Annotated in this window: 24 protein-coding genes and 1 pseudogene; 8 read left to right on the top strand and 17 right to left on the bottom strand. The window is 63.0% G+C overall.

What is annotated here, in order from left to right:
* The first annotated feature begins 98 nt into the window (after window positions 1–98).
* Window positions 99–497 carry a YciI family protein gene (locus IVB05_RS40970; protein ID WP_247781779.1) on the top strand — a complete coding sequence of 133 codons (399 nt, stop codon included), beginning with the start codon at window positions 99–101 and terminating at the stop codon, window positions 495–497.
* 31 nt (window positions 498–528) lie between these two features.
* The gene (locus tag IVB05_RS40965; protein WP_247781778.1) at window positions 529–1,794 is read left to right on the top strand and encodes an RNA polymerase sigma factor; all 1,266 of its coding nucleotides are present in this window, start codon (window positions 529–531) and stop codon (window positions 1,792–1,794) included.
* 8 nt (window positions 1,795–1,802) lie between these two features.
* On the opposite strand, the gene IVB05_RS40960 is transcribed toward IVB05_RS40965, so the two are convergent.
* Genes IVB05_RS40960 through IVB05_RS40945 form a run of 4 tightly spaced genes read right to left on the bottom strand, consistent with a single transcriptional unit; the run spans window position 1,803 to window position 5,291 of the window.
* Window positions 1,803–2,693: a metal ABC transporter permease gene (locus tag IVB05_RS40960; RefSeq protein ID WP_247781776.1), complete on the bottom strand. Its 891-nt coding sequence runs from the start codon at window positions 2,691–2,693 to the stop codon at window positions 1,803–1,805.
* Complete coding sequence (gene sitC, locus IVB05_RS40955) at window positions 2,690–3,511, bottom strand: iron/manganese ABC transporter permease subunit SitC (RefSeq protein ID WP_276578777.1); 822 nt, start codon at window positions 3,509–3,511, stop codon at window positions 2,690–2,692. Before sitC ends, IVB05_RS40960 begins: the two co-directional genes overlap by 4 nt.
* Before the next feature lie 35 nt (window positions 3,512–3,546).
* The gene (locus tag IVB05_RS40950) at window positions 3,547–4,443 is read right to left on the bottom strand and encodes a manganese/iron ABC transporter ATP-binding protein (protein ID WP_247781773.1); all 897 of its coding nucleotides are present in this window, start codon (window positions 4,441–4,443) and stop codon (window positions 3,547–3,549) included.
* Between the two features lie 5 nt (window positions 4,444–4,448).
* Window positions 4,449–5,291 carry a metal ABC transporter substrate-binding protein gene (locus IVB05_RS40945; protein WP_247787363.1) on the bottom strand — a complete coding sequence of 281 codons (843 nt, stop codon included), beginning with the start codon at window positions 5,289–5,291 and terminating at the stop codon, window positions 4,449–4,451.
* 249 nt (window positions 5,292–5,540) lie between these two features.
* On the opposite strand from IVB05_RS40945, the gene IVB05_RS40940 reads away from it, so the two are divergent.
* Both IVB05_RS40940 and IVB05_RS40935 read left to right on the top strand, forming a co-directional pair.
* Window positions 5,541–5,975 (top strand): transcriptional repressor, encoded by a 435-nt coding sequence (locus tag IVB05_RS40940; protein WP_247781771.1) that lies wholly within the window; start codon window positions 5,541–5,543, stop codon window positions 5,973–5,975.
* Between the two features lie 35 nt (window positions 5,976–6,010).
* Window positions 6,011–6,949: a carbohydrate porin gene (locus IVB05_RS40935; protein WP_256473456.1), complete on the top strand. Its 939-nt coding sequence runs from the start codon at window positions 6,011–6,013 to the stop codon at window positions 6,947–6,949.
* A 136-nt stretch (window positions 6,950–7,085) separates the two neighbouring features.
* On the opposite strand, the gene IVB05_RS40930 is transcribed toward IVB05_RS40935, so the two are convergent.
* The gene (locus IVB05_RS40930) at window positions 7,086–7,397 is read right to left on the bottom strand and encodes an antibiotic biosynthesis monooxygenase family protein (protein WP_247781770.1); all 312 of its coding nucleotides are present in this window, start codon (window positions 7,395–7,397) and stop codon (window positions 7,086–7,088) included.
* Between the two features lie 180 nt (window positions 7,398–7,577).
* Between IVB05_RS40930 and IVB05_RS40925 the strand changes: the two genes are divergently transcribed.
* Window positions 7,578–7,955: a hypothetical protein gene (locus tag IVB05_RS40925; RefSeq protein WP_247781768.1), complete on the top strand. Its 378-nt coding sequence runs from the start codon at window positions 7,578–7,580 to the stop codon at window positions 7,953–7,955.
* Window positions 7,956–7,967: 12 nt separating this feature from the next.
* Here IVB05_RS40925 and IVB05_RS40920 read toward each other — a convergent pair whose 3' ends face one another.
* Window positions 7,968–8,624: a TetR/AcrR family transcriptional regulator gene (locus IVB05_RS40920; RefSeq protein WP_247781766.1), complete on the bottom strand. Its 657-nt coding sequence runs from the start codon at window positions 8,622–8,624 to the stop codon at window positions 7,968–7,970.
* An 87-nt stretch (window positions 8,625–8,711) separates the two neighbouring features.
* Between IVB05_RS40920 and IVB05_RS40915 the strand changes: the two genes are divergently transcribed.
* Both IVB05_RS40915 and IVB05_RS40910 read left to right on the top strand, forming a co-directional pair.
* Window positions 8,712–9,182 (top strand): ester cyclase, encoded by a 471-nt coding sequence (locus tag IVB05_RS40915; protein ID WP_247781765.1) that lies wholly within the window; start codon window positions 8,712–8,714, stop codon window positions 9,180–9,182.
* 29 nt (window positions 9,183–9,211) lie between these two features.
* Window positions 9,212–9,706 carry a DUF3237 domain-containing protein gene (locus IVB05_RS40910; RefSeq protein WP_247781763.1) on the top strand — a complete coding sequence of 165 codons (495 nt, stop codon included), beginning with the start codon at window positions 9,212–9,214 and terminating at the stop codon, window positions 9,704–9,706.
* Window positions 9,707–9,740: 34 nt separating this feature from the next.
* Here the strand turns inward: IVB05_RS40910 and IVB05_RS40905 are convergent, their stop codons facing one another.
* The 3 genes and pseudogenes from IVB05_RS40905 to IVB05_RS40895 all read right to left on the bottom strand — a co-directional run.
* On the bottom strand, window positions 9,741–10,427 hold the full coding sequence (locus IVB05_RS40905) for a DUF6064 family protein (protein ID WP_247781761.1): 687 nt from the start codon (window positions 10,425–10,427) through the stop codon (window positions 9,741–9,743).
* Window positions 10,427–11,347, bottom strand: a complete 921-nt coding sequence (locus tag IVB05_RS40900) for an aldo/keto reductase (RefSeq protein ID WP_247781759.1) — start codon at window positions 11,345–11,347, stop codon at window positions 10,427–10,429. Before IVB05_RS40900 ends, IVB05_RS40905 begins: the two co-directional genes overlap by 1 nt.
* A 135-nt stretch (window positions 11,348–11,482) precedes the next feature.
* Window positions 11,483–11,667 (bottom strand): annotated as a pseudogene (locus IVB05_RS40895) (JAB domain-containing protein); the annotation flags it as partial.
* A gap of 267 nt (window positions 11,668–11,934) precedes the next feature.
* Here IVB05_RS40895 and IVB05_RS40890 point away from each other — a divergent pair.
* Window positions 11,935–12,624 carry a DUF1326 domain-containing protein gene (locus tag IVB05_RS40890; RefSeq protein WP_247781758.1) on the top strand — a complete coding sequence of 230 codons (690 nt, stop codon included), beginning with the start codon at window positions 11,935–11,937 and terminating at the stop codon, window positions 12,622–12,624.
* Window positions 12,625–12,639: 15 nt separating this feature from the next.
* On the opposite strand, the gene IVB05_RS40885 is transcribed toward IVB05_RS40890, so the two are convergent.
* The 8 genes from IVB05_RS40885 to map form a co-directional block, all read right to left on the bottom strand.
* Window positions 12,640–14,103: a GntP family permease gene (locus tag IVB05_RS40885; protein WP_247781756.1), complete on the bottom strand. Its 1,464-nt coding sequence runs from the start codon at window positions 14,101–14,103 to the stop codon at window positions 12,640–12,642.
* Window positions 14,104–14,107: 4 nt separating this feature from the next.
* Window positions 14,108–15,136: a patatin-like phospholipase family protein gene (locus IVB05_RS40880; RefSeq protein WP_247781754.1), complete on the bottom strand. Its 1,029-nt coding sequence runs from the start codon at window positions 15,134–15,136 to the stop codon at window positions 14,108–14,110.
* Between the two features lie 39 nt (window positions 15,137–15,175).
* Window positions 15,176–15,409: a hypothetical protein gene (locus IVB05_RS40875; protein WP_247781753.1), complete on the bottom strand. Its 234-nt coding sequence runs from the start codon at window positions 15,407–15,409 to the stop codon at window positions 15,176–15,178.
* A gap of 58 nt (window positions 15,410–15,467) precedes the next feature.
* Entirely contained in the window at window positions 15,468–16,037 is a 570-nt protein-coding gene (locus IVB05_RS40870) for an HdeD family acid-resistance protein (protein WP_247781751.1), read from the bottom strand.
* A 220-nt stretch (window positions 16,038–16,257) separates the two neighbouring features.
* Window positions 16,258–16,971, bottom strand: a complete 714-nt coding sequence (radC, locus tag IVB05_RS40865; protein WP_247781750.1) for a DNA repair protein RadC — start codon at window positions 16,969–16,971, stop codon at window positions 16,258–16,260.
* A gap of 112 nt (window positions 16,972–17,083) precedes the next feature.
* Window positions 17,084–18,043 (bottom strand): MBL fold metallo-hydrolase, encoded by a 960-nt coding sequence (locus IVB05_RS40860; RefSeq protein WP_247781749.1) that lies wholly within the window; start codon window positions 18,041–18,043, stop codon window positions 17,084–17,086.
* Window positions 18,044–18,212: 169 nt separating this feature from the next.
* Window positions 18,213–19,172, bottom strand: coding sequence for an SMP-30/gluconolactonase/LRE family protein (locus tag IVB05_RS40855; protein WP_247781747.1), 960 nt, complete (start codon window positions 19,170–19,172; stop codon window positions 18,213–18,215).
* Window positions 19,173–19,228: 56 nt separating this feature from the next.
* On the bottom strand, window positions 19,229–20,053 hold the full coding sequence (gene map / locus IVB05_RS40850; RefSeq protein WP_247781745.1) for a type I methionyl aminopeptidase: 825 nt from the start codon (window positions 20,051–20,053) through the stop codon (window positions 19,229–19,231).
* Window positions 20,054–20,152 lie beyond the last annotated feature (99 nt).

Genomic DNA, 20,152 nt, shown 5'->3' with positions numbered 1-20,152 from the left:
CAAGCGCATGTCGATCCGGCCGCGGCCCGATCGTCGTTCCCTGTAGCGAGACGGAATGGCCGGCCTGATGCCGCCAGCTCGCAGCACAGGAGTTGTTCATGCGCTTCATGTCCATCGTCACTTCCCCGCAACCGATGAAGGCCCCGACGCCCGCCCTGATGGAAGCGATGGGCAAGCTTGCCGAACGCGAGATCAAGGCCGGCCGGATGATCGACATGGGCGGGCTGACCCCGTTGCAGGAGGGGGCGCGGGTCTCGATCGAAGGCGGCAAGCTGCGGGTCACCGACGGCCCGTTCGTGGAGGCCAAGGAAGTGATCGGTGGCTACGCCATCTTCGAGTTCCGCGACAACGCGGAAGCGCTCGCCATGGCCAAGGAGTTCATGCAGCTTCATCTCGACCACATGCCCGGCTGGGAAGGCACCTGCGAGCTGCGCGCCATGGCCGGCCACGGCCTGGAAACGACCTGCGGAGACGTCGAATCACCCGCCCACGCCTGATGGCGGCATCCGTAAAACGCAGTCGGCGGCGATGACGGCCGCCGACGTCCATCGCACCATTCTGGCGGTCTGGCGCATCGAGCAGCCGCGCCTGATCACCGGCCTGTCCCGGATGTTGCGCGATGTGACGCTGGCCGAAGACCTGACGCAGGAAGCCTTGGTGGCGGCGCTCGAGCATTGGCCTGTCACCGGCGTGCCGGAAAAGCCGGGCGCATGGCTGATGGCAACCGCCAAACGCCGCGCGCTCGACGACCTGCGCCGGCGCAGCATGCTCGCGCGCAAGCACGAGATGCTGATACGCGACCTGGAGCAGGAGCAGCAGGCGATGCCTGATCCGGACGCCGGCCTGGATGATGATATCGGCGACGAACTGCTGCGGCTGATATTCACCGCCTGCCATCCAAGACTGTCGCGTGAGGCGCGCGCAGCTCTCGCCCTCAGGATGATCTGCGGCCTGACGACGGAAGAGATCGCCCGCGCCTTCCTGCAGCCGGAGGCAACCATTGCCCAGCGCATCGTGCGCGCGAAGCGGATGTTGTCGGAATCCGGGCTCGCCTATGAAACGCCGCGCGGCGAGGAGCTCTCGGAACGGCTAGCTTCGGTGCTGGAGGTCGTCTATCTCATCTTCAACGAGGGCTACACGGCCGCGCGCGGCGACGAATGGCTGCGGCCGCAGCTTTGCAACGATGCGCTGCGCATGGGCCGCGTCCTCACACTGGTCGCGCCGCTGGAAGCCGAAGCGCACGGCCTGCTCGCGCTGATGGAGCTGAACGCTTCGCGCACCGCGGCGCGCACGGATGCAGCTGGCGACCCAATTCTCCTGATGGACCAGAACCGGGCGCGGTGGGACCGGCTTCAGATCCGCCGCGGGATGTTGGCGCTTGCAAGGTCGCATGAACTCGGTGGGCGCGGATTCTACGCACTGCAGGCCGCGATCGTCGCTTGTCACGCCAGAGCCGGAACGCCTGGCGACACCGACTGGCCGCGCATCGCAAAACTCTATGCCGAACTCGCGATGCTGGTGCGCTCACCGATCATCGAACTCAACCGCGCCGTGGCGGTCGGCATGGCCGAGGGGCCGGCGGCGGCGCTCGCGATCGTGGACGGGTTGGCAGGCGAGCCCGCGCTGAAGAACTACCATCTCTTGCCGAGTGTCCGCGGCGATCTGCTCCACAAGCTCGGCCGCGCTGCGGAAGCCCGCACAGCGTTCGAGCTTGCATCAACGCTTGCAACCAACAAGCGCGAACGCGAATTGCTGAAGCGGCGCGCCGCCGAGGCGGGCGCGGCGTCGGCTTAAGGGCGGCTTCACATCCGGGACTGACCGCTTCCGGGGTCGTTGGGCTCTACGGCTAGAGCTGCTTCACGCCTTTGCAGGCTTGCAGTCCTGCTCGTGACGAAGACAAAGGCGGCAATGAAGACGATGGTCATCAGCAGCACAATGGTTGGGGCCGGCGCGCTGTCGATGAAAAAAGAAAGATAGACTCCGAGGAAAGACGCAGTCACCGCAATGATGACAGCGATCGCCAGCATGACGCTGAACTTGCGTGTCAGCAGGAAGGCGATGGCCCCCGGTGCAATCAGCATCGCAATGGCAAGGATGATGCCGACGGCCTTCAATGCGCCGACGATGGTCAGGGAAAGGATCGCCAGCAACCCGTAGTGCAGGAGCCTGACCGGCAGTCCGATCGCTCTTGCTTGCGCCGGGTCGAACGCGTGCAGGAGAAGGTCGCGCCATTTGACGACGATGACGCCGGCCGCAATGGTCGCGATAATTCCGGTTTCGACGATGTCACGGAGATCCACCCCAAGCATGTCGCCGAACAGAATGTGATCGAGATGTACGTCGCTCTGGATCTTGACGTAGAGCACGAGCCCCAGCCCGAACATCCCCGAGAACACGACCCCCATCACCGTGTCCTGCTTGATGCGGCTGTTCTCCTTGAGGAAGCCGGTCGCCAGCGCGCAGATCATGCCGGCTGCGAACGCGCCCACTGCATAGGGAAATCCGACAATGTAGGCGATCACAACGCCGGGAAAAACGGCATGCGAGATCGCATCGCCCATCAGCGACCAACCCTTGAGGACGAGGAAACAGGAGAGAAGTGCGGTCGGGATCGCGACCAGCACCGAGATGATCAGCGCATAGCGCATGAACTCGAGTTGGAAGGGCTGGAGGAGCGTGTCGAGTAGCGTCATGGGGCGGCATCCAGCGCCTGGGCCGCGCGGCGGCGGGCCGCCAGCATGCCGTGCTTGGGGGCGAGGAAGAAGACCGCGAGGAAGGCCAGTGTCTGCAGGACGACGATGATTCCGCCGGTCGCGCCATCAAGGAAATAGCTTGCATAGGCGCCGACGAAGCTCGTCGTGGATCCGATCGCAACACTGATCACGAGCAGGCGAGGGAAGCGGTCGGTCAGGAGATAGGCAGTCGCGCCGGGCGTCACCACCATGCAGATGACGAGGAAGGCCCCGACAGTCTGCAGCGCCGCCACCGTCGAGGCTGATAACAGCGTGAAGAACATGATCTTGAGAGCAGTCGGATTGAGCCCGATCGAGCGGGCGTGGGTCTCGTCGAAGAAGGTAACCATCAGATCCTTCCATTTGACGATGAGAACGGCGAACGAGACGAAACCGATGATGGCGAGCTGCAGGGTGTCTTCCGGGGTGATGGCCAGGATGTTGCCGAGCACGATGGTCTGGATATTCACCGAAGTCGGCGAAAGCGACACCATGAAAAGTCCGAGGCCGAAAAAGGAAGAAAAGATCAGGCCGATGATGGCGTCCTCTTTCAGCTTGGTGCGCTGGTTGAGGAAAAGCATGGCCGCTGCCGCCAGGCCGCCCGAGAAGAAAGCGCCGATGGAAAACGGCAGGCCAAGCATGTAGGCGCCGGCGACGCCGGGCACGATGGCGTGAGAAAGCGCGTCGCCGATCAGCGACCAGCCTTTCAGCATCAGATAGGCGGAGAGGAATGCACAGACCCCGCCGACGAGCGCGGAGACCCACATGGCATTGAGCATGTACCCGTAAGTGAAGGGTTCGAGCAGCGAGGACACTAGCTGCGATCCTCATCGCCCGATGACGATTTGCGCCTGGTCGCCTGGCCGTCCTGGAAGATCACCGCCCGCTCGTCGTCGGTGATCACATCGAGCGCACGCGGCTTGCCGCCTTCGCTTTCGTTCAGCACGAAATGCCTCAAGACGCCACCAAAGGTCTTTTCCAGATTCGCCTGGGTGAAAATCTCGACCGTCGGTCCGTAGGCGAGCACGGTGCGGTTGAGGAGCACGGTGCGATCGCAGAATTCCGGCACGCTGCCGAGATTGTGCGTGGAGACCAGCATCACCCGTCCTTCGTCGCGCAGCGAGCGCAGCAGCTTGACGATGGCGTCTTCGGTATTGACGTCGACGCCGGTGAAGGGTTCGTCGAGCAGGATCACCCGCCCGTCCTGGGCAAGCGCGCGGGCGAGGAACACCCGCTTCTTCTGGCCGCCGGATAGCTCGCCGATCTGGCGCTTGCGGAAATCGCTCATGCCGACGCGGGCAAGCGCTGCTGCGACCGCTTCGTGATCTACGGCTTTGGCAAGGCGCATCATGTTCATGTGGCCATAGCGGCCCATCATCACCACGTCCTCGACGAGAACGGGGAAGTTCCAGTCAATGTCCTCGCTCTGCGGCACATAAGCGACAACGTTCTTTTTCAACGCGACATTGACCGGTTGGCCGAGAATCGTGATCTCGCCCCCGGCGAGGCCGACGAACCCCATGATCGCCTTGAACAGGGTGGATTTGCCGCTGCCGTTCACCCCGACGAGCGCGGTGATCGTGCCTGCCGGGATTTTGAACGTCGCATCGCGCAAGGCTGTGTGACCGTTGCGGTAGGTGACGGTCGCGCTTCTGACGGAGAGGCCGGATCCCGTATCCGAGGACGCGGGATTGAAGAACGGATCGATCATCGCGCTCACTGTGCGAGGCCGTTTGCGATCGTCTCGGACGTCACGCGCAGGAGATCGATATAGGTCGGAACCTTACCGTCGGCGGCGCTAAGCGAGTCCACATAGAGAACACCACCATATTTGGCTCCGGTCTCGCGGGCAACCTGCTTGGCCGGGTCCGGTGAAATCGTGCTTTCGGAAAACACGACCGAGATCTTGTTGGCTCGCACCGCATCGATCACCTTGCGGACCTGCTGCGGCGTGCCCTGCTGATCCGCATTGATCGGCCAGAGATAAAGCTCCTTCAGGCCGAAGTCCCGGGCGAGGTAGCTGAAGGCGCCCTCGCTCGACACCAGCCATCGGCGCTCAGGCGGAATCACCGACAGCCTTGTCTGGATCGGAGCAATCGCCGCTGATATCTTCTGCTTGTACGCCTCGGCATTTGCCTTGTAGGTCGCGGCGTTGTTCGGATCGTGCTTTGCGAAAGCGTCACGGATATTGTCGACGTAGATGAGCGCCGCATTCGGCGACATCCAGGCATGCGGATTGGGTTTGCCCTTGTAGGGCCCCTCCACGATTCCCATCGGCTTGACGCCCTCGGAGACGACGACGCCTGGAACGCCTTTGAGGCGCTGGAAGAACCTTTCGAACCAAAGCTCGAGATTGAGCCCGTTCCAGAGCACGAGATTCGCTTCCTGCGCCTTCAGGATGTCACCGGGCGTCGGCTGATAGTTATGAATTTCAGCGTCGGGCTTGGTAATCGACTCGACGGTTGCCGCGTCGCCGGCAACATTTCGGGCCATGTCGGCGATAACCGTAAAAGTCGTGACCGCCTTGAATTTGGTTTGGGCGAACGCCGTTCCCGTCATCAGCCCAAGCACCGCAGCCCCCGCAACCGTCGCAAGAACGGCGCGCCTGCCCCGATCAAACATTCCTTTGTTCTCCTATGTCGTGCGCACGCCGCTGCCGCCCGCAACGGCCTGCGACATTCTGTAATTGCAATTCATTCGCAACTAGCTTGACGTCTAGCGAACCTTCGGACATTTTGCAAATGCGACTTATTCGCAAATTTATCAAAGGTGGGTTTCGTGGAGCGCAGTGGGCTTGACCAAAAGGATATGGTGATCGCGAAGGGCTCACGGGCACGCGATCTGCTTGCTCAGGCCGGCTTGCGGTCCACCCGACAGCGTTTGGCGATTGCAGAACTCCTTTTCGCCGCCGGTGGGCGACATGTGTCCGCCATCGGTCTCCATGACGAACTCGCCCGACAAGGTACGCGTATGTCGTTGTGCTGCATCTACAGCTGCCTGCGACGGCTCAGCGAGATCGGATTAATCCACCGGGTGCCGGTGTATGGAGAGACCATTTATTTCGACACGAGGATTTCCCATCACCATCACTTCTATGTCGCTCACGAAGATCGCCTGATCGACATCGACGTGCCCAGCGGCACGATCAAGGTCCACGGCGTTCCGGCTGCGCCCGAGGGATACGACCTCATCAGCATCGACGTGGTGCTTCGCCTGAAGCCATCCCGCCAGCCGACGCGATAGCCGCTCAATCCGCAGAGCCACCTCAGGTTGGATGAATCCTCACCACAGCCACGCATGGCGATCGGTTTGGCTTTCGCTTCGGTCAGCTTGCCGCAGACGCTGAGTTCTTCATCAGCGACTACAGCAGGATGTTCTTGAGCAGCGATTGGCCCACGATCACAGGCGCCAACCTGCCCAGCGGCGGACCGGCCTATCCTCTCGCTACACCGGGCGTCCGCTGGAGGTTTGATCCCGACAAGAACTGGTCCGCCCTCGTCGCCGTGTTCAATGGAGATCCTGGAGAACAAGGGACGGTCAACACCACCGGAACCAATTTCAGGATCAACGATCCTCCGTTGCTGATGGGTGAGGTTCAATACCGCCACAATCAGGGAAAAGATGACAGCGGGCTGGCAGGAATCTACCGGCTGGGCGGCTGGCATCATTTTGGAGCATTCCACGACCACAGGTACGGCACGGATGGACTCTCGCTTTGCCTCCCCCCCCTGAGCAATGGCATTGCCCGCCGGATCCGCGGCAACAGCGGTGTCTACGGCGTCATCGATCAACAGATCTACCGACCGGTGGACGGCGGCCCCGACAGCGGCGTCGGCATCTTCAGCCGGATTTCGGCCAGCCCCTCGGACAGCAGCCACGTCAACTTCTTTTTCGATGGCGGCATTGTCGTCTCCGGCATGATCCCGAGCCGCCCCAATGACAAGTTCGGCGCAAGCTTCATCTATGCAAACATTTCAAATCACGTACGGGCCTTCGATCGCGACATGATTTTTCATTCCGGGAATGGACAGCCGGTCCGCGACTATGAGATGACGATCGAGTTGAGCTACCAGGCCCAGATCAAGCCCGGCTGGACCTTACAGCCCACATTCCAGTACGTGACTCATCCAGGCGGCCACATCTCCGATCCAGATCGGCCGGAAAGGCCGATCAAGAACGGCGCGATATTCGGCGTGCGAACGACCATTGCATATTGAGTCCGGTACGCCGCTTTCGGCTGTCGTGAGAAACGAAAACTCCCGCAGCCGCGCTTGCGGGCAACAAGCGCGAACAGCAATTGTTGAAGCGGCGCGCTGAGGAGGCGATCGGCAGCGCGCCAGATCCGGTCTGAATTCAGATGAAGCGGAACTGCGACCGTTCGCGCCTGGCGAGTTTCGGAATCGCCTGGCCGAGGATGATGTTCTTGAAGTGGTCGGTCTGCTGATGCTCGGCGAAGGCCGCTTCACCCGCGAACACCTCATAGAAGAAGAATTCCCTGGGCTTGGCGACGTTCTGGTGAATCTGGAACGCCTTGACGCCCGGCTCGCGCTGCGCCTGCAGCAGGAAGTCCTTCAGAAGCTCCGCGACGGTACCTTCCTCGCCCGAATTGACTTCCCAGAAGGCGGTAACGACCAGGTTCGGGTTGGCGTTGTCTGTGGCAGCCATGGTGTTCTCCTGTGAAATATCCAGCTCGATTTCCAAGCCGGCGAGGCAGACCATAATGGCCGATTTCGTGACAGATATGCTTCGACATCAGTCGAACCATGATCTCAACATCGAAGCCGGAACCTGTTTGACGATGCGCGCGTTTCCTTAAACGAAATCATTTTTGCCTGGAGCAGGTGCATGGCGAAAAAGACCGTGCTCGCGATCGGCATCGAGCCTTCCCTGGTAGACTTCAGCGCCTTCCCGGGGCTCACGGCCGAACTGGTGACGAGTTACATCGAGGCGCAAATCGAGAAGCTTCGCGCGATGGGCTACGAGGCCGATAGCTGCCTGATCGATCTCGGCGACACGGCCGAAGCCGTCGCCGCGGCGGCGCTGGGCGCAAAGCACTATGACTGCGTGGTGATCGGCGCCGGGCTGCGCGAGCCGCCAGAGCGGCTGCTTCTGTTTGAACGGATCATCAATCTGGTTCACCTCGGCGCGCCGCAAACCCGCATTTGCTTCAACACCACGCCGGCGGATACGGCGGAAGCCGTGCAGCGGTGGATCGAGGCGTAAGCGCGCCTGTGCTCAGGTGGTGCGAAAGCCGCCGAGCAGACTGCCGATGATCTTTTGCCCGCGGGCGCGGAGCTTCTTCGGATTCTCCGCACCCGGCAGCAGCAGCGCCATCTCGCAGATCATCGCATCGACCATCCGGCTCAGCAGCTCGATGTCCTCGAAATCGAGCTCGCCCTGGCGCTTCAGCGCCGCCAGCGTCGCGGTGAGCAGGGCCATCGGATGGGCTTCCTCGATCTCCCGGTAGCGCGCGTTGCCGAGCACCGCTGGTGCTTCCTGAATCACGATGCGCGCGTAGGCGGGTTCAAGGCAGACGTCGAGATAGGCGTCGATGCCCTCGGTCAGGCGGTCCCACACCTTGCGCTGCGTCTTGGCTCTCGCTTCGATCCTGGCGGCGGCTTCGATCTGCAAGGCGACGACCACGGCGTCGAACAGCGCCTTCTTGTCTTCGAAGTGGTGATAGAAGGCGCCCCGCGTCACCCGCGCGGCGCGCGAGATCGCTTCGATCCCCGCCGCCTGATAGCCCTCGCCGGCAAAGGCGTTACGGCCGGCCGCCAGCAACGCCTGCCTCGTGGCCTCGGTGTATTCCTCGCGGCGGGTTCGTTCGCGTCCGGCTTCCTGCATGCCCTCGACATACCACTTGACGCCTGAGAGCCTATCAACATATAACATACATACGGTATGAGAAAAACAATTGGTATGTACTTTCGAGGCGGCCGTTCTGCATCCGGCGGAAGGGCCTTTGGGAGGAGGGATCACATGAACAGCGATCGGATGTTCGAACTGGCCCAGGCGCTGGCGGTCGCGAAGAGCCGGCAGGATGTGCCGGCGGCGCATGCCGTCCTTCATGACGACATGCTGCTGGAAACCCCGGCCTTCGGCACCAGCGCCCGCGGCCTGGCCGAGAACGCGAAGGTGCTGACCCGGTTCTTCGCCTCGTTCCCGGATTACAATGTCGTGCTCGAAGGCCACGCCGCCAACGACGATACGCTCGTCTGCTGGGGCCGGGTGCAGATGACCATGACCGGTGATCGGTTTGGCGTGGTGCCGAACGGCCGGCGTGCCGATCTCCCCGTGTTCATCCAGTTCGCCTTTAGGGACGACCGGATTGCCCGCGAGCGGTTCTGCTTCGACCTGTCGGAGCTGTGCGCTCAATCCGGCGTCTCGACCGATGCAGCCCGGCGCAAGATTTTCGGGGATGCCGCCGCCCGGCAGCAGGCCGCCGAATGACACCCTTCCAGCAACTCAGGACTTCAAGCATGCCAGCAGATCCACGCGTCAAACCGGTCGCAGCGATCAGCACGGCGCCATTGTTCGACATCGTCGTCGATCTCAATCCGAAACTGAACATCGGTGACGGCCCGCTCGGCCGCCGCATCCTGTTCGGTGCGGCGGGCGGAACCTTCGAAGGCCCAAGGCTGCGCGGCGAGGTCGTGCCCGGCGGCGGCGACTGGGCGCTGTTTCGTGCCGATGGCGCCATGTCGCTCGACGTACGCTTGACGCTTCGCACGCATGACTGCGCACTGGTGCACATGACCTATGGCGGCCGCTGGATCACGCCGCCCGAATTGCGGGCCGAGATGGCTGATCCCGCCAAGCGATATCAGGTCGACCCTTCGCGCTACTATTTCCGCACCAACCCCCTGTTCGAGACGGGAGCGGCGCAATATTCCTGGATGAACGATATCGTCTGCGTCGGATCGGGATATCTGGTGGAAGGCGGCATCGCCTATAACGTCTGCCAGATCGTCTGACGGATGCGCTCGCCGACGTGCCGCTTACGTTCATTCACGCGGGCGGAGGCGATCCGCGCTGACGGACGATCGTCCAGATCCAGGCTGCAGCGGCGAGCGCCAGCGCAGCATAAGGAGCCCAGGCTTGCGGCACTCCCATCGTGCTGAGGGTTATGCCGCTCAGGAGGCACCAGAGAACGGGGATCGGCAGCAGCACTGGCAACAGCCTGCCGCGGGCGAGGAGCAGAACGCCGAGCGTCGCGATAACAGTCGGATCCGGTGCGATGCCAAAGACCTCGGACGAGGCCCAGCCGCGTCCCTGCAGCGGCGCAAGCAACGGCTGTCCGGCGAGTGCGAAGCCAAGGATGAGATATCCAATCCAACCGGCAGGCCCGCGCCGATCGAACGCGAGACCATCGCGCAACGACCCGATGACGAGCAGCAACACGCCTTCAACGGCGAAAGCCGGCGCGACATAGGCGGCAGCCCAGTTGATGGTCGCGTAGCGATTCCACAGGAAGGACCACCCGACGAAGATCCAAAGCATCGCGAGGACGAATGCGATCCAGCGTGCCAAGGTCCCCGGCCGCCATGCGACGAGCAGGATGATGATGAGGCCGGCCGCGAGCGTCAGCAGGTGCAGAGGCCAGAGCGCCGCATTGTGCGATTCGAACATGCGCCAGTAGACGCGCGGCGAAAACAGCAGGAAATCCTCCGCCCGGTAGGTCCACCACTCCGACATCAAAGCGCCTTCACGTGGGCCGAGATGCGCTCCCGCATGGCCGGATCCGGCATCGGTCCGGTAGCAGCCGAGAGGTTTTCACGCACGTGGTCGACGCGGGTGGTCGCTGGAATTGCGACGGTGACGGCCGGGTGAGAGAGGATGAATTTCAGGATGAGCTGCGCCCAGCTCGACACCCCGAATTCGCGCGCCCATTCGGGCAGCGGCTCACGCTTGAGGCGGTCGGTCAGCGCGCCCTGCCGGAACGGCCGGTTGACGATCACGGCGATGCCGCGCTCCGACGCCAGCGGCAGCAGCCGCGCCTCCGCCTCGCGGTCGACGACGTTATAGGAGAACTGCACGAAGTCGATGGGTTCGTTCCGCATGATCTGTTCGATGAGATCATGCCGGCGGCCTTCGGACGTGGTGATGCCTACGTAACGCACCGCGCCCGCCGCCTTCATCTGGAAGAGCGTCTGCAAATGCGCCTTCCAGGCGAGGAGATTGTGAACCTGAACGAGATCGAACTTCGGCACACCCCAGAAGCGGCGCGATTGCTCGATCTGGGGCGGGCCTGCCGCGCCTGAGGACGTCCAGACCTTTTCGGCCGAGAATAGCGCGGAGGGCCGCCCAAGCTTTTGAAGGCCGTAACCTATCACCGGCTGCGACGAGCCATACATGGGAGAGGAGTCGATCATGCGGCCCCCCGCCTCGAAGAAGGCGGCCATGACACCAGCGCATTCGTCCCGGAGCACCGGATCGCCGCCGACGTTGAAGGTGATCCACGTCCCTAATCCGACGATCGGTATCTCCTCGCGGGTCGAGGGTATCGGACGGCGGGCGGGCGAGCCCTGCTGGGCGCGCAGGGAGATTGGCAGGAGTGTCGCGGCGGCCGTCGCCGCCAGGGAAGCCTGCACGAACGTTCGGCGTGTCGTCCGCATCCGATGCTCCATCATCGCGGCCAGGAAACTCTCGCGCAAAAGGCGCAGAGTAACGGAACGCCGCTGCTAGCTTTGCAATACACAATTGCAGAATAAGGCACTGGATCAAATATGCAGTCGCGCACCGTACTCAATCTACGATGGACCTTGACGCCGCTGGATGAACTGCCGTCCTCTCAAACCTGCGTGACCGTTCTTGCCAACGATGATGTGGTCGTAGACGGAAATGCCGAGCGGGGTGGCAACTCGACGATCGCTTTCGTCATCTGGATATCGGCCCGTGGGGCCGTCGGGTCGCGGGAGGGGCGGTTGTGCAGCAAGCGACCATGCCAACCAGCAGGCTAATCTGGCTCCTTTTGGTCTCGTAAGCGGTTCTGAACCGGGGGGGCGCCGGGGGCGTCAATGGGCCACAACCGGAAATCCGAGCATCCGGTTTCAGTCGCAGGTCAACGCCGCTAAACTTCCGGGGCGAACGGGGTGTGAACACTACAACGCAATCCCCCGGTTCCAGACTGGAGGCTCGGGGGCGACACTCACCTGTTTGCGGAATCATGGCGTCAACCACAAGCGACGGGAGGCGCAGTGAGATGGCTGATCAATGGCTATTCAAGAGCGAGACTTACGATAACTGCAATTGCGCCATGAATTGTGGTTGCCAGTTCAACCTGCCGAGTACCCACGGCTTTTGTCAGTCGGCCTTCGTCGGCACCATCGTTGAAGGCCACTTCAACGATACACCGCTCTCAGGCCTGAACTGGGCGGCGCTGTACAAGTGGCCTGGCGAAATCAAGGACGGAAACGGCCGGCGCCAGATCGTTATCGACGAGCGTGCAGATGAAGCTCAACGGATCGCGCTTGAAACGATCATCTCAGGCGAGACATGCGAACCATTGAGCAATCTCTTTGCTGTATTCGCGTCCACATGCTCGGAATTTTGCGAGACGTTGTTCCTGCCGATTGATCTTGATGCGGACTTGGAACTTAGAACCGCAAGGGTAGAGATCCCCGGCGTCATGCGGAGCACCGGCAGGCCGAAGATCAACGAGTTTACTGGTCAACCGTTCCACATTGCGCTGGCGCGTCCTAGTGGCAGTTTCGAGTTTACCTACGCAGAAATCGGGATAGGTACCACGTCGGTCACAGGTGACATGGAAATGGCGTTCGAAGATTCATGGGCACACTTTTGTGTTCACCACTTCAATCAGGATGGCCTGGTCAGGGAAAGATCAAGGCTCACGGCGTGGCTTGGAGGCATGACCCCGCATTCCCGTGGATGACGTCAGTGCCGATGCTCAGAACGATCCCGCAACCGAGCCGAGCGCGATGACGGCAGTGAGGGCGATGAGCGCGCCGACGATGCCGACCATGACGATGTCGCGATAGCTGTCTCGGTGCGTCGATCCGCAGACGGCGAGCAGCGTGACGACCGCGCCATTATGGGGCAGGCTGTCGAGCGTACCCGAACCGATCACCGCCACGCGATGCAGCAGCGCGGGATCGAGCCCGATCTCCGCTGCGCGCATCATGTAGGTCGCCCCGAGCGCGTCGAGCGCGATGGTCAGCCCGCCCGACGCCGAGCCGGTGAGAGCCGCGAGCACGTTGGTGGCGACTGCCAGCGACACCAGCGGTCCGCCGCCGATGCCGAGCACGGCGTCGCGCACCACCGTGAAGGCGGGCATCGCCGCTACCACGGCGCCGAAGCCGACCAGGCTCGCCACGCTCATCGCCGGCAATACAGAGGCGTTGGCGCCGGCGTCCATTGTCGCGCGCAGCGCCGGCAGTCGCCGATGGCTGACCGCGAGCACGGTCAGAATCGCGCAGGCAAGCGCCGTGATCACGGCCCACACGCCACCGACAGCGGCGAGCGACGTCGCACCCCAGCGGGCTTCGGCGAGAAAACGGGTGTCGAGTGCCGGCAGGATGAGCAGCGACATCGCCAGATTGACGATAATCACCATGATAAGGGGCAGCGCGGCGAGCATGGCCGGAGGCGGCACGTCGGTCGCTTCGCCGTGCACGATCTCTGCTGGATCGAACTCGCGCGCGGTGGTGGCGCGTTCACGTAATTTTTCGTCGGTGGCGAGACGGTCGGACGACATCGGCGCGCCGTCGCCAAAGCCTTCGCCGTTCCTCTTTGCGATCGCCTCCTGGCGATTGAGCCACCACAGGCCGAAGCCGAGCATGATCAGCGATGCCAGGACGCCGAGGCCGGGCGCGGCAAAGGGCGTGGTGCCGAAGAACGGCATCGGGATCGCGTTCTGGATCGACGGCGTGCCGGGCAGTGCCGACATGGTGAAGGTCGAGGTGCCGAGCACGATGGCCGCCGGCATCAGACGCCGCGGGATGCCGGCCGCACGAAACAGCTCCTGCGCCATCGGCGCCAGCACGAAGAAGGCGACGAACAGGCTGACGCCGCCATAGGTGACGAGCGCGCCGGCGAGCACCACCGCCAGCACGGCCCGCTGCGGGCCGAGCCGCCCGGTCATGAAGCTCGCGATCGCGGCGACCGAGCCGCTGTCCTCCATCAGCTTGCCGAACAGCGCGCCAAGCAGAAACAGCGGAAAGAACTGGGCCAGAAAGCCCGCCGCGCTGGCCATGAAGGTCTGGGTCCAGTGGGCAAGCAGCGGCTCGCGGGAGAACAGCGCTGCGATCAGGGCGGCGAGCGGCGCAAGCAGCAGCACGCTCCAGCCCCGGAACGCGAACGCAATTAAAAGGCCGAGCCCGATCAGGATGCCGAGAAGCCCTGACACCGTCATGACTTCAGCATTCCGCCAGCAGCACGTCAAAATCGGCCGTACAGCGCACGCCGATATCCTCGCCGTGGGTGTCAAGGAATGTGTTGGCGCTCTTGCGGCCCTCTTCTTTCAGCAGCGAGACGAACGCCCACTCGACGTTGAGCTTCGACGACGCACCGAACTCCGCGAGCGCGTCAGTCATGATCCGGTGCGTTCGCATTCCGGCCCAGCGCGCGCCTTCGCCGTGCCCGGGGTCCGCCACCTCGCGCAGCAGCGCCATCATGCGCAATTCCTTCATCAGCGGCGAGTTGAAGGAAATCTCGTTGAGCCGGTTGAGGATTTCATTTGCCGTGCGCGGTGGCTCCGGCCGCTCGCGCGGGTTGATCTGCACCAGAATGGTGTCGTGCGCGTCGCTTTCGCGCACCAGCGGCGTCAGCGTCGGATTACCGGCATAGCCGCCATCCCAATAGGGTTCGCCGTCGATCTCGATCGCATGGAACATGGTCGGCAGGCAGGCCGAGGCAAGCAGGACGTCGGCGGTGATCTCCTTGTTGCGGAAGATGCGGCCGCGGCCGGTGCGCACACTGGTTGCGGTGACGAATAGCCTGATCGGTGAGCGGGCCAGTCGGTCGAAATCGATGCTCTCGTCCAGGATGGCGCGCAACGGATTGAGGCCAAGCGGATTGAGATCATAGGGCGAAACAACGCGGGCCATCAGGTCCATGGCGATGTAGGCGGGCGAGGTGTCGAGGGTCCAGCGACCCATCATCCGGTCGAGCGGCGAACGCTGCAGCGGGCTTAACGCCGCAGCCCGCGACACGCGCCGCCAATAGGTATCGAGCGCCGCCCGCGCGCCTTCGGCGCCGCCTTGCGTCCATCCGTCGGCCACCAAGGCTGCATTCATCGCGCCCGCCGACGTGCCGGAGATCGCCTCGATCCGCAGCCACGGCTCCTCGATCAGCCGATCAAGCACGCCCCAGGTGAACGCGCCGTGAGAGCCGCCGCCTTGCAAGGCGAGATCCACCAGGACCGGTTCGCGCGCGGTTTCTGCCATCTTCATCCTCCTCGGCCGGAGATGAAACGGTGCCTTAGGTCAGGACGAGCCCACAATGCTTCGTCTCGATCCCTCGTACGATCGACGCAGCAGCGCATACAGGCTGCCGCCCGTCGCCGCGCCAAGGAGGTAGGCGACGGCGACCAGCAGTGCGAGCGGCACGCGGGCATTGATGCCGAGGAAGGACATGGTGACAATCTCGAAGTTCTGCACTGCGAAGATGATCGTCGCGGCGGCGAACAGAATGATGACGGCGAGGTAGATCCAGCGCATGGGCGCCTCCTAATCGTCGATCGAGAGACTGCGCCGCGCGCAGTCCGCCAGACATACCTCAGCGAGCGCGGCGCAAGCCGAGGCCTACTCCGATCCAGCCTGCGCCGGCCATGATGAGATCGATGCCGAGGAACAGGCCGAGGATATAGAGGCTCGAGACCGGCCAGCGCAGGAGGATCAGCGCGCCGAGCAGCAGCGTGATCACGCCTGATAGCGCCACCCAGATCCACGGCGTTTCCCGTTTCATGCTGAAGGCAAGGATGATCCGCATGATGCCCGAGGCCACCAGCGATGCGCCGAGAATGAGGGTGAGCAGCACGGCCGCGAGCAGCGGATTCTGGAACGTGACGAAGCCGGCAATGACATAGAGCACACCGAGCAGGGCCCAGAGCAGGAACTTGCCCCAGGTCTTGATCTGGAAGGCGCTGATTACTTCGGCGACGCCGGCGATGATCATCATCACGCCGACGACGAAGACGCTCGCGACAGTGGCCATCGCGACGCTGCCAAGCGCGATGAACCCGGCGACGAGATAGACGACGCCGAGTGCGACGATCCAGCCCCATTTGGCGCGCAGCGGCGCCGTATCCGAGCCGGCCTGATTCACAGTGTCTGAAGTGCTGGTCATGACGGTCCTCCGATACGAAAACCTGCCCGACGTTAGTTTGTCGGTCCCTGGACGCGACGGCGCGCGGCGCGGGATGTTCGACCCGTGGATATTAGCGCAACTGCGCGTTGCGATCACCTGATTTTAGCATCCTCGGTCGTGATTTCGCCGTGCGAGGCCTCGCCGCGGCATGATGCTGGTCGCCTCGTTGGGATAGCGATTACTGAGCGGTAGCGGTACGCTAGATCAGCTTCAGCCCCTTCAGGCTCGAATGACCGTTCTTGCCGACGATGATGTGGTCGTGCACGGAAATGCCGAGCGGGGTGGCGATCTGGACGATCGCTTTGGTCATCTGGATATCGGCCTGCGATGGCGTCGGATCGCCGGAGGGGTGGTTGTGCACCAGGATCAGCGCCGTCGCCGATAGTTCGAGCGCCCGCTTGATCACCTCGCGCGGATAGACCGGCGTGTGGTCGACGGTGCCGGTCTGCTGGATCTCGTCCGCGATCAACTGGTTGCGCTTGTCGAGAAACAGCAGGCGAAACTGCTCCTTGTCGGCAAACGCCATCCCGCTCCGGCAATACTCGATCACGTCGTTCCATGACGCCAGTGCGATCTTGCGCTTGATCTCGCCCTTCGCCACCCGGCTCGCGGCCGCTGCGAGCAATTTGATCTGGTTGATCGAGGCCTCGCCGATGCCGTCGACCTCGCGCAGGCGCGCGACCGGCGCGTGAACGACTTCGGCGAACGAGCCGAATTTTTTCAACAGCGCTTTCGCCAGCGGCTTGGTGTCGCGCCGGGGCAGGGCCGGAAACAGCGCCATCTCCAGCAGCTCATAGTCGCTCAGCGCCTCCGGCCCGGCGCCGTAAAATCGTTCGCGCAGCCGCTCGCGGTGGCCGTGATAATGCGGCGTCTCGGCGGGTTGATCCGGGGGAGTGCTGGTCCTGGCTGGCATCGCCGTAACCATGCCGTGCCGGCGAGCTTTTGCAACTCTAAAGTGCGGGAGGCTCTGAGGAAAAGGCGCCGCGCAAAGCACGGCGCCCTCGGTCGTTTCAATCAACCCGCTGTCAGGCCTTCACGGCCGCGAACGCATAGCCGTTGCCGTCCTTTGACAGCGTGCCGACGTTCGGGAAGCCGAAATGATAGCCGGCGATCATGCCCTTTTCGGCGATGACGCGATCGAAGAACGCGCGGCGCGTGGCTTCCGCTTTCGGCGCGTCCGCATCGAACATCGAGAACCAGCCGGGATTTTTGACGAACAACTGGTGGATACCCGTGACGTCGCTCTGGATGAACAATTGCTGCCCGCCCGAGGCCACCAGGAAGGACATGTGGCCGACGGTGTGGCCCGGCGTGGCGATGGCGCGCACGCCGGGGACCAGTTCGGCGCCGTCGACATATTGCTTGATGTTCTTCCAGGTCGGGAAGGTCGACTGGATCCGCTTCACATTGCCGCGAGCAGCCTCCGGCAGCTTCTCCACCAGCGCCGGATCGGTCCAGAACTTGTACTCCACCTCGGGCATCAGAATTTCCGCATTCGGAAACACCTGCGCATTGGTCTCCTTCACCCACAGGCCGGAGATGTGATCGGGATGGAAATGCGAGATCACCACCGTGGAGACGGTGGCCGGATCGAGGCCGGCCGCCTTCATGTTGTCGGCGAGCTTGCCCACCGTCGGCGGGCCGTTGCCGCCGAAGCCGGTGTCGAACAGCACGACCTTGCCGCCGGTCCGGATCGCGGTCACGGTAAAGGGGTTGTCGAACTTGTCGGGGCCGATCCCGCTGGCGGTCAGGGCCTTCTTGACGTCGTCGAGCGAGGCATTCTTGACGAAGCCCTCATTGAGGACGCGCTCGATGGCTCCCTCATGCAGGCTGAACACCTCGATCTCGCCGACCTTGTATTTGAGGCTGTCCGCGGCCCGCTGCGCATGCGCCGCGCCGATGAATGAAACCGGTCCCTTGAGCCCGAAAACGAGCGCCGCCCCCGTGCTCCCGAGGACCAGATCGCGACGTGAAATTTCGAACATTGCCCTTGCTCCCTTTGGTTGATTCTGAGCCCGCCAGAGCCTTCATTCCGAAGGGCTCGCGCTAGATGCTACCCCGCGCTACCCAGGATATTCCGGTCCATTCTTGCTCAATGACAGGGCGTGTTGCAGCAGTGTTGCCGGGGGAAGTAAGAGGGGCGTATTCGTCGTTTCAGCACATGCGAGGCATTTGCAGGCAAGGCTCGCGGCCGGGACGGTCCACGCGGAAGGCCTCGATGAAACGGCCCTCCTTCTGGGTCACGAACACGGTTCTGCCGTCGGGGCCGCCAAAGGTGAGGTTGGTCGGCTGCTTTCCGCTCAGGGGTACCTCACGTTCGAGTGATCCATTGGCCGCGATAATGGCGATCTTGCCGGCCGAAAGCCGCGCGAGATAAATCCGGCCGTCGACGTCGGTGCGCAGGCCGTCGACCTCGAAATCCGCAAAACCCCTGACCAGCCGCGGGTCGAGCAGCTTGCTGCCGTCGAGGCGATAGGCCCAGACCTGCCGCGAATTCGACTCGCTCACGTAAAGCGTGGCGCCGTCCGGGCTCAGATCGATCCCGTTGGTCACGCCGAGGCGCCTTGTACTGGACATCACTTCACCCTGACCCTTGCCGTCGGCGCCGCGGGTAATGCGCCAGATTTGGCCGCCCGAGGGCGATGCAAATCGCGGGTCGCTGGCATAGAGCGTGCCGTCCGCCGCGATCGCCAGGTCGTTTGGCTGATTGAACCGATCGGAATGAAAGTAGACGCGCGGCGTGGTTTCGCCGCGTTCGATGACCCAGACATTGTGCTTCTTGAAATCAGCGACGTACATCCGCCCCTGCCGATCCAAACGAATGCCGTTACCGATGCTGCCCTCAGGAAGCGACGTGAAGAGCTGGGACTGCGAAGCGCCAGCCGCCAGCTTGCCGATGTTGCCGCTCTGTTGAAAATTGACAACGTAGAGGTTGCTTGATGCGTCGACCGCGGGACCTTCGATGCCGGCAGTGTACTCGCCCTGCGGCGTGATCCTCTTGCTTACGAACAGGGTATCCTCGGCCGCGTTGCTCTGGCCTGCGAACAAAACGGCACATGCGACGAGACAAGTCGCAACAAGCTGCGTTTGGGAGCCCCGTTCCACCGCCGCCATCGTCAGCTCCCTGCGCGGGGAGGGTTAGGCGCCGGCCCAACTATGCCGCAGCCCAATTATGCCGGAGTTAGCGGCTTTTCGCCGTTGCGCTGCGACAGCGTAAAAATCTCGACGCCATCAGCGGTCACGCCGACCGAATGCTCGAACTGCGCCGACAGCGAGCGGTCGCGCGTCACCGCGGTCCAGCCGTCGGACAGGATTTTTACATGCGGCTTGCCGAGATTGATCATCGGCTCGATGGTGAAGAACATGCCGGGCTTCAGCATCACGCCCTCGCCGGGCCGGCCGATATGGATGATGTTCGGCTCGTCGTGGAACATGCGCCCGAGTCCGTGGCCGCAGAAATCGCGCACCACGCTCATGCCCTGCGGCTCGACAAAACTCTGGATGGCGTGGCCGATATCGCCAGTGGTGGCGCCGGGCTTCACCGCGGCAATGCCGCGCATCATCGCCTCATAGGTGACCTCGATCAGCCGCTCCGCCTTGCGGGCGATCGGGCCGATCACGTACATGCGGCTGGAATCGCCGTACCAGCCTTCGACGATGAAGGTGACGTCGATATTGACGATGTCGCCTTCCTTCAGCGCGCGGTCGCCGGGCATGCCGTGGCAGACCACGTGATTGATCGAGGTGCAGGTCGAGTAACGGTAGCCGCGATACATCAGCGTCGCCGGATAGGCGCCATGGCTGAAGGCGAAGTCGCGGACGAATTCGTCGATCCGTGATGTCGGGACGCCCGCCTTGACGATGTCGGTGAGTTCGTCGAGGCACTTTGCGACCAGTGCGCCGGCCTTGCGCATGCCGGCGAACCCGCTCGCGCCATGTAGCTTGATCTGGCCGGTTTTTCGCAAGGAGGTGTCTGACGCTTCAATATAGCTCATGGGCGGGTCATGCTTCGGGGAACGGGAATGGTTGATTTAAGGGTCTAATTTAGTGATCGGAGCGGTCTGCGGCAAGCCGGGGTTGAGGTGCTGGAGGCT

Origin of the sequence: Bradyrhizobium sp. 170 (assembly GCF_023101085.1) — a bacterium.
Taxonomy (GTDB): Bacteria; Pseudomonadota; Alphaproteobacteria; order Rhizobiales; family Xanthobacteraceae; genus Bradyrhizobium.
The sequence above is the reverse complement of the archived record's forward strand: the minus strand, read 5'-3'. Positions and strand labels throughout refer to the sequence as shown.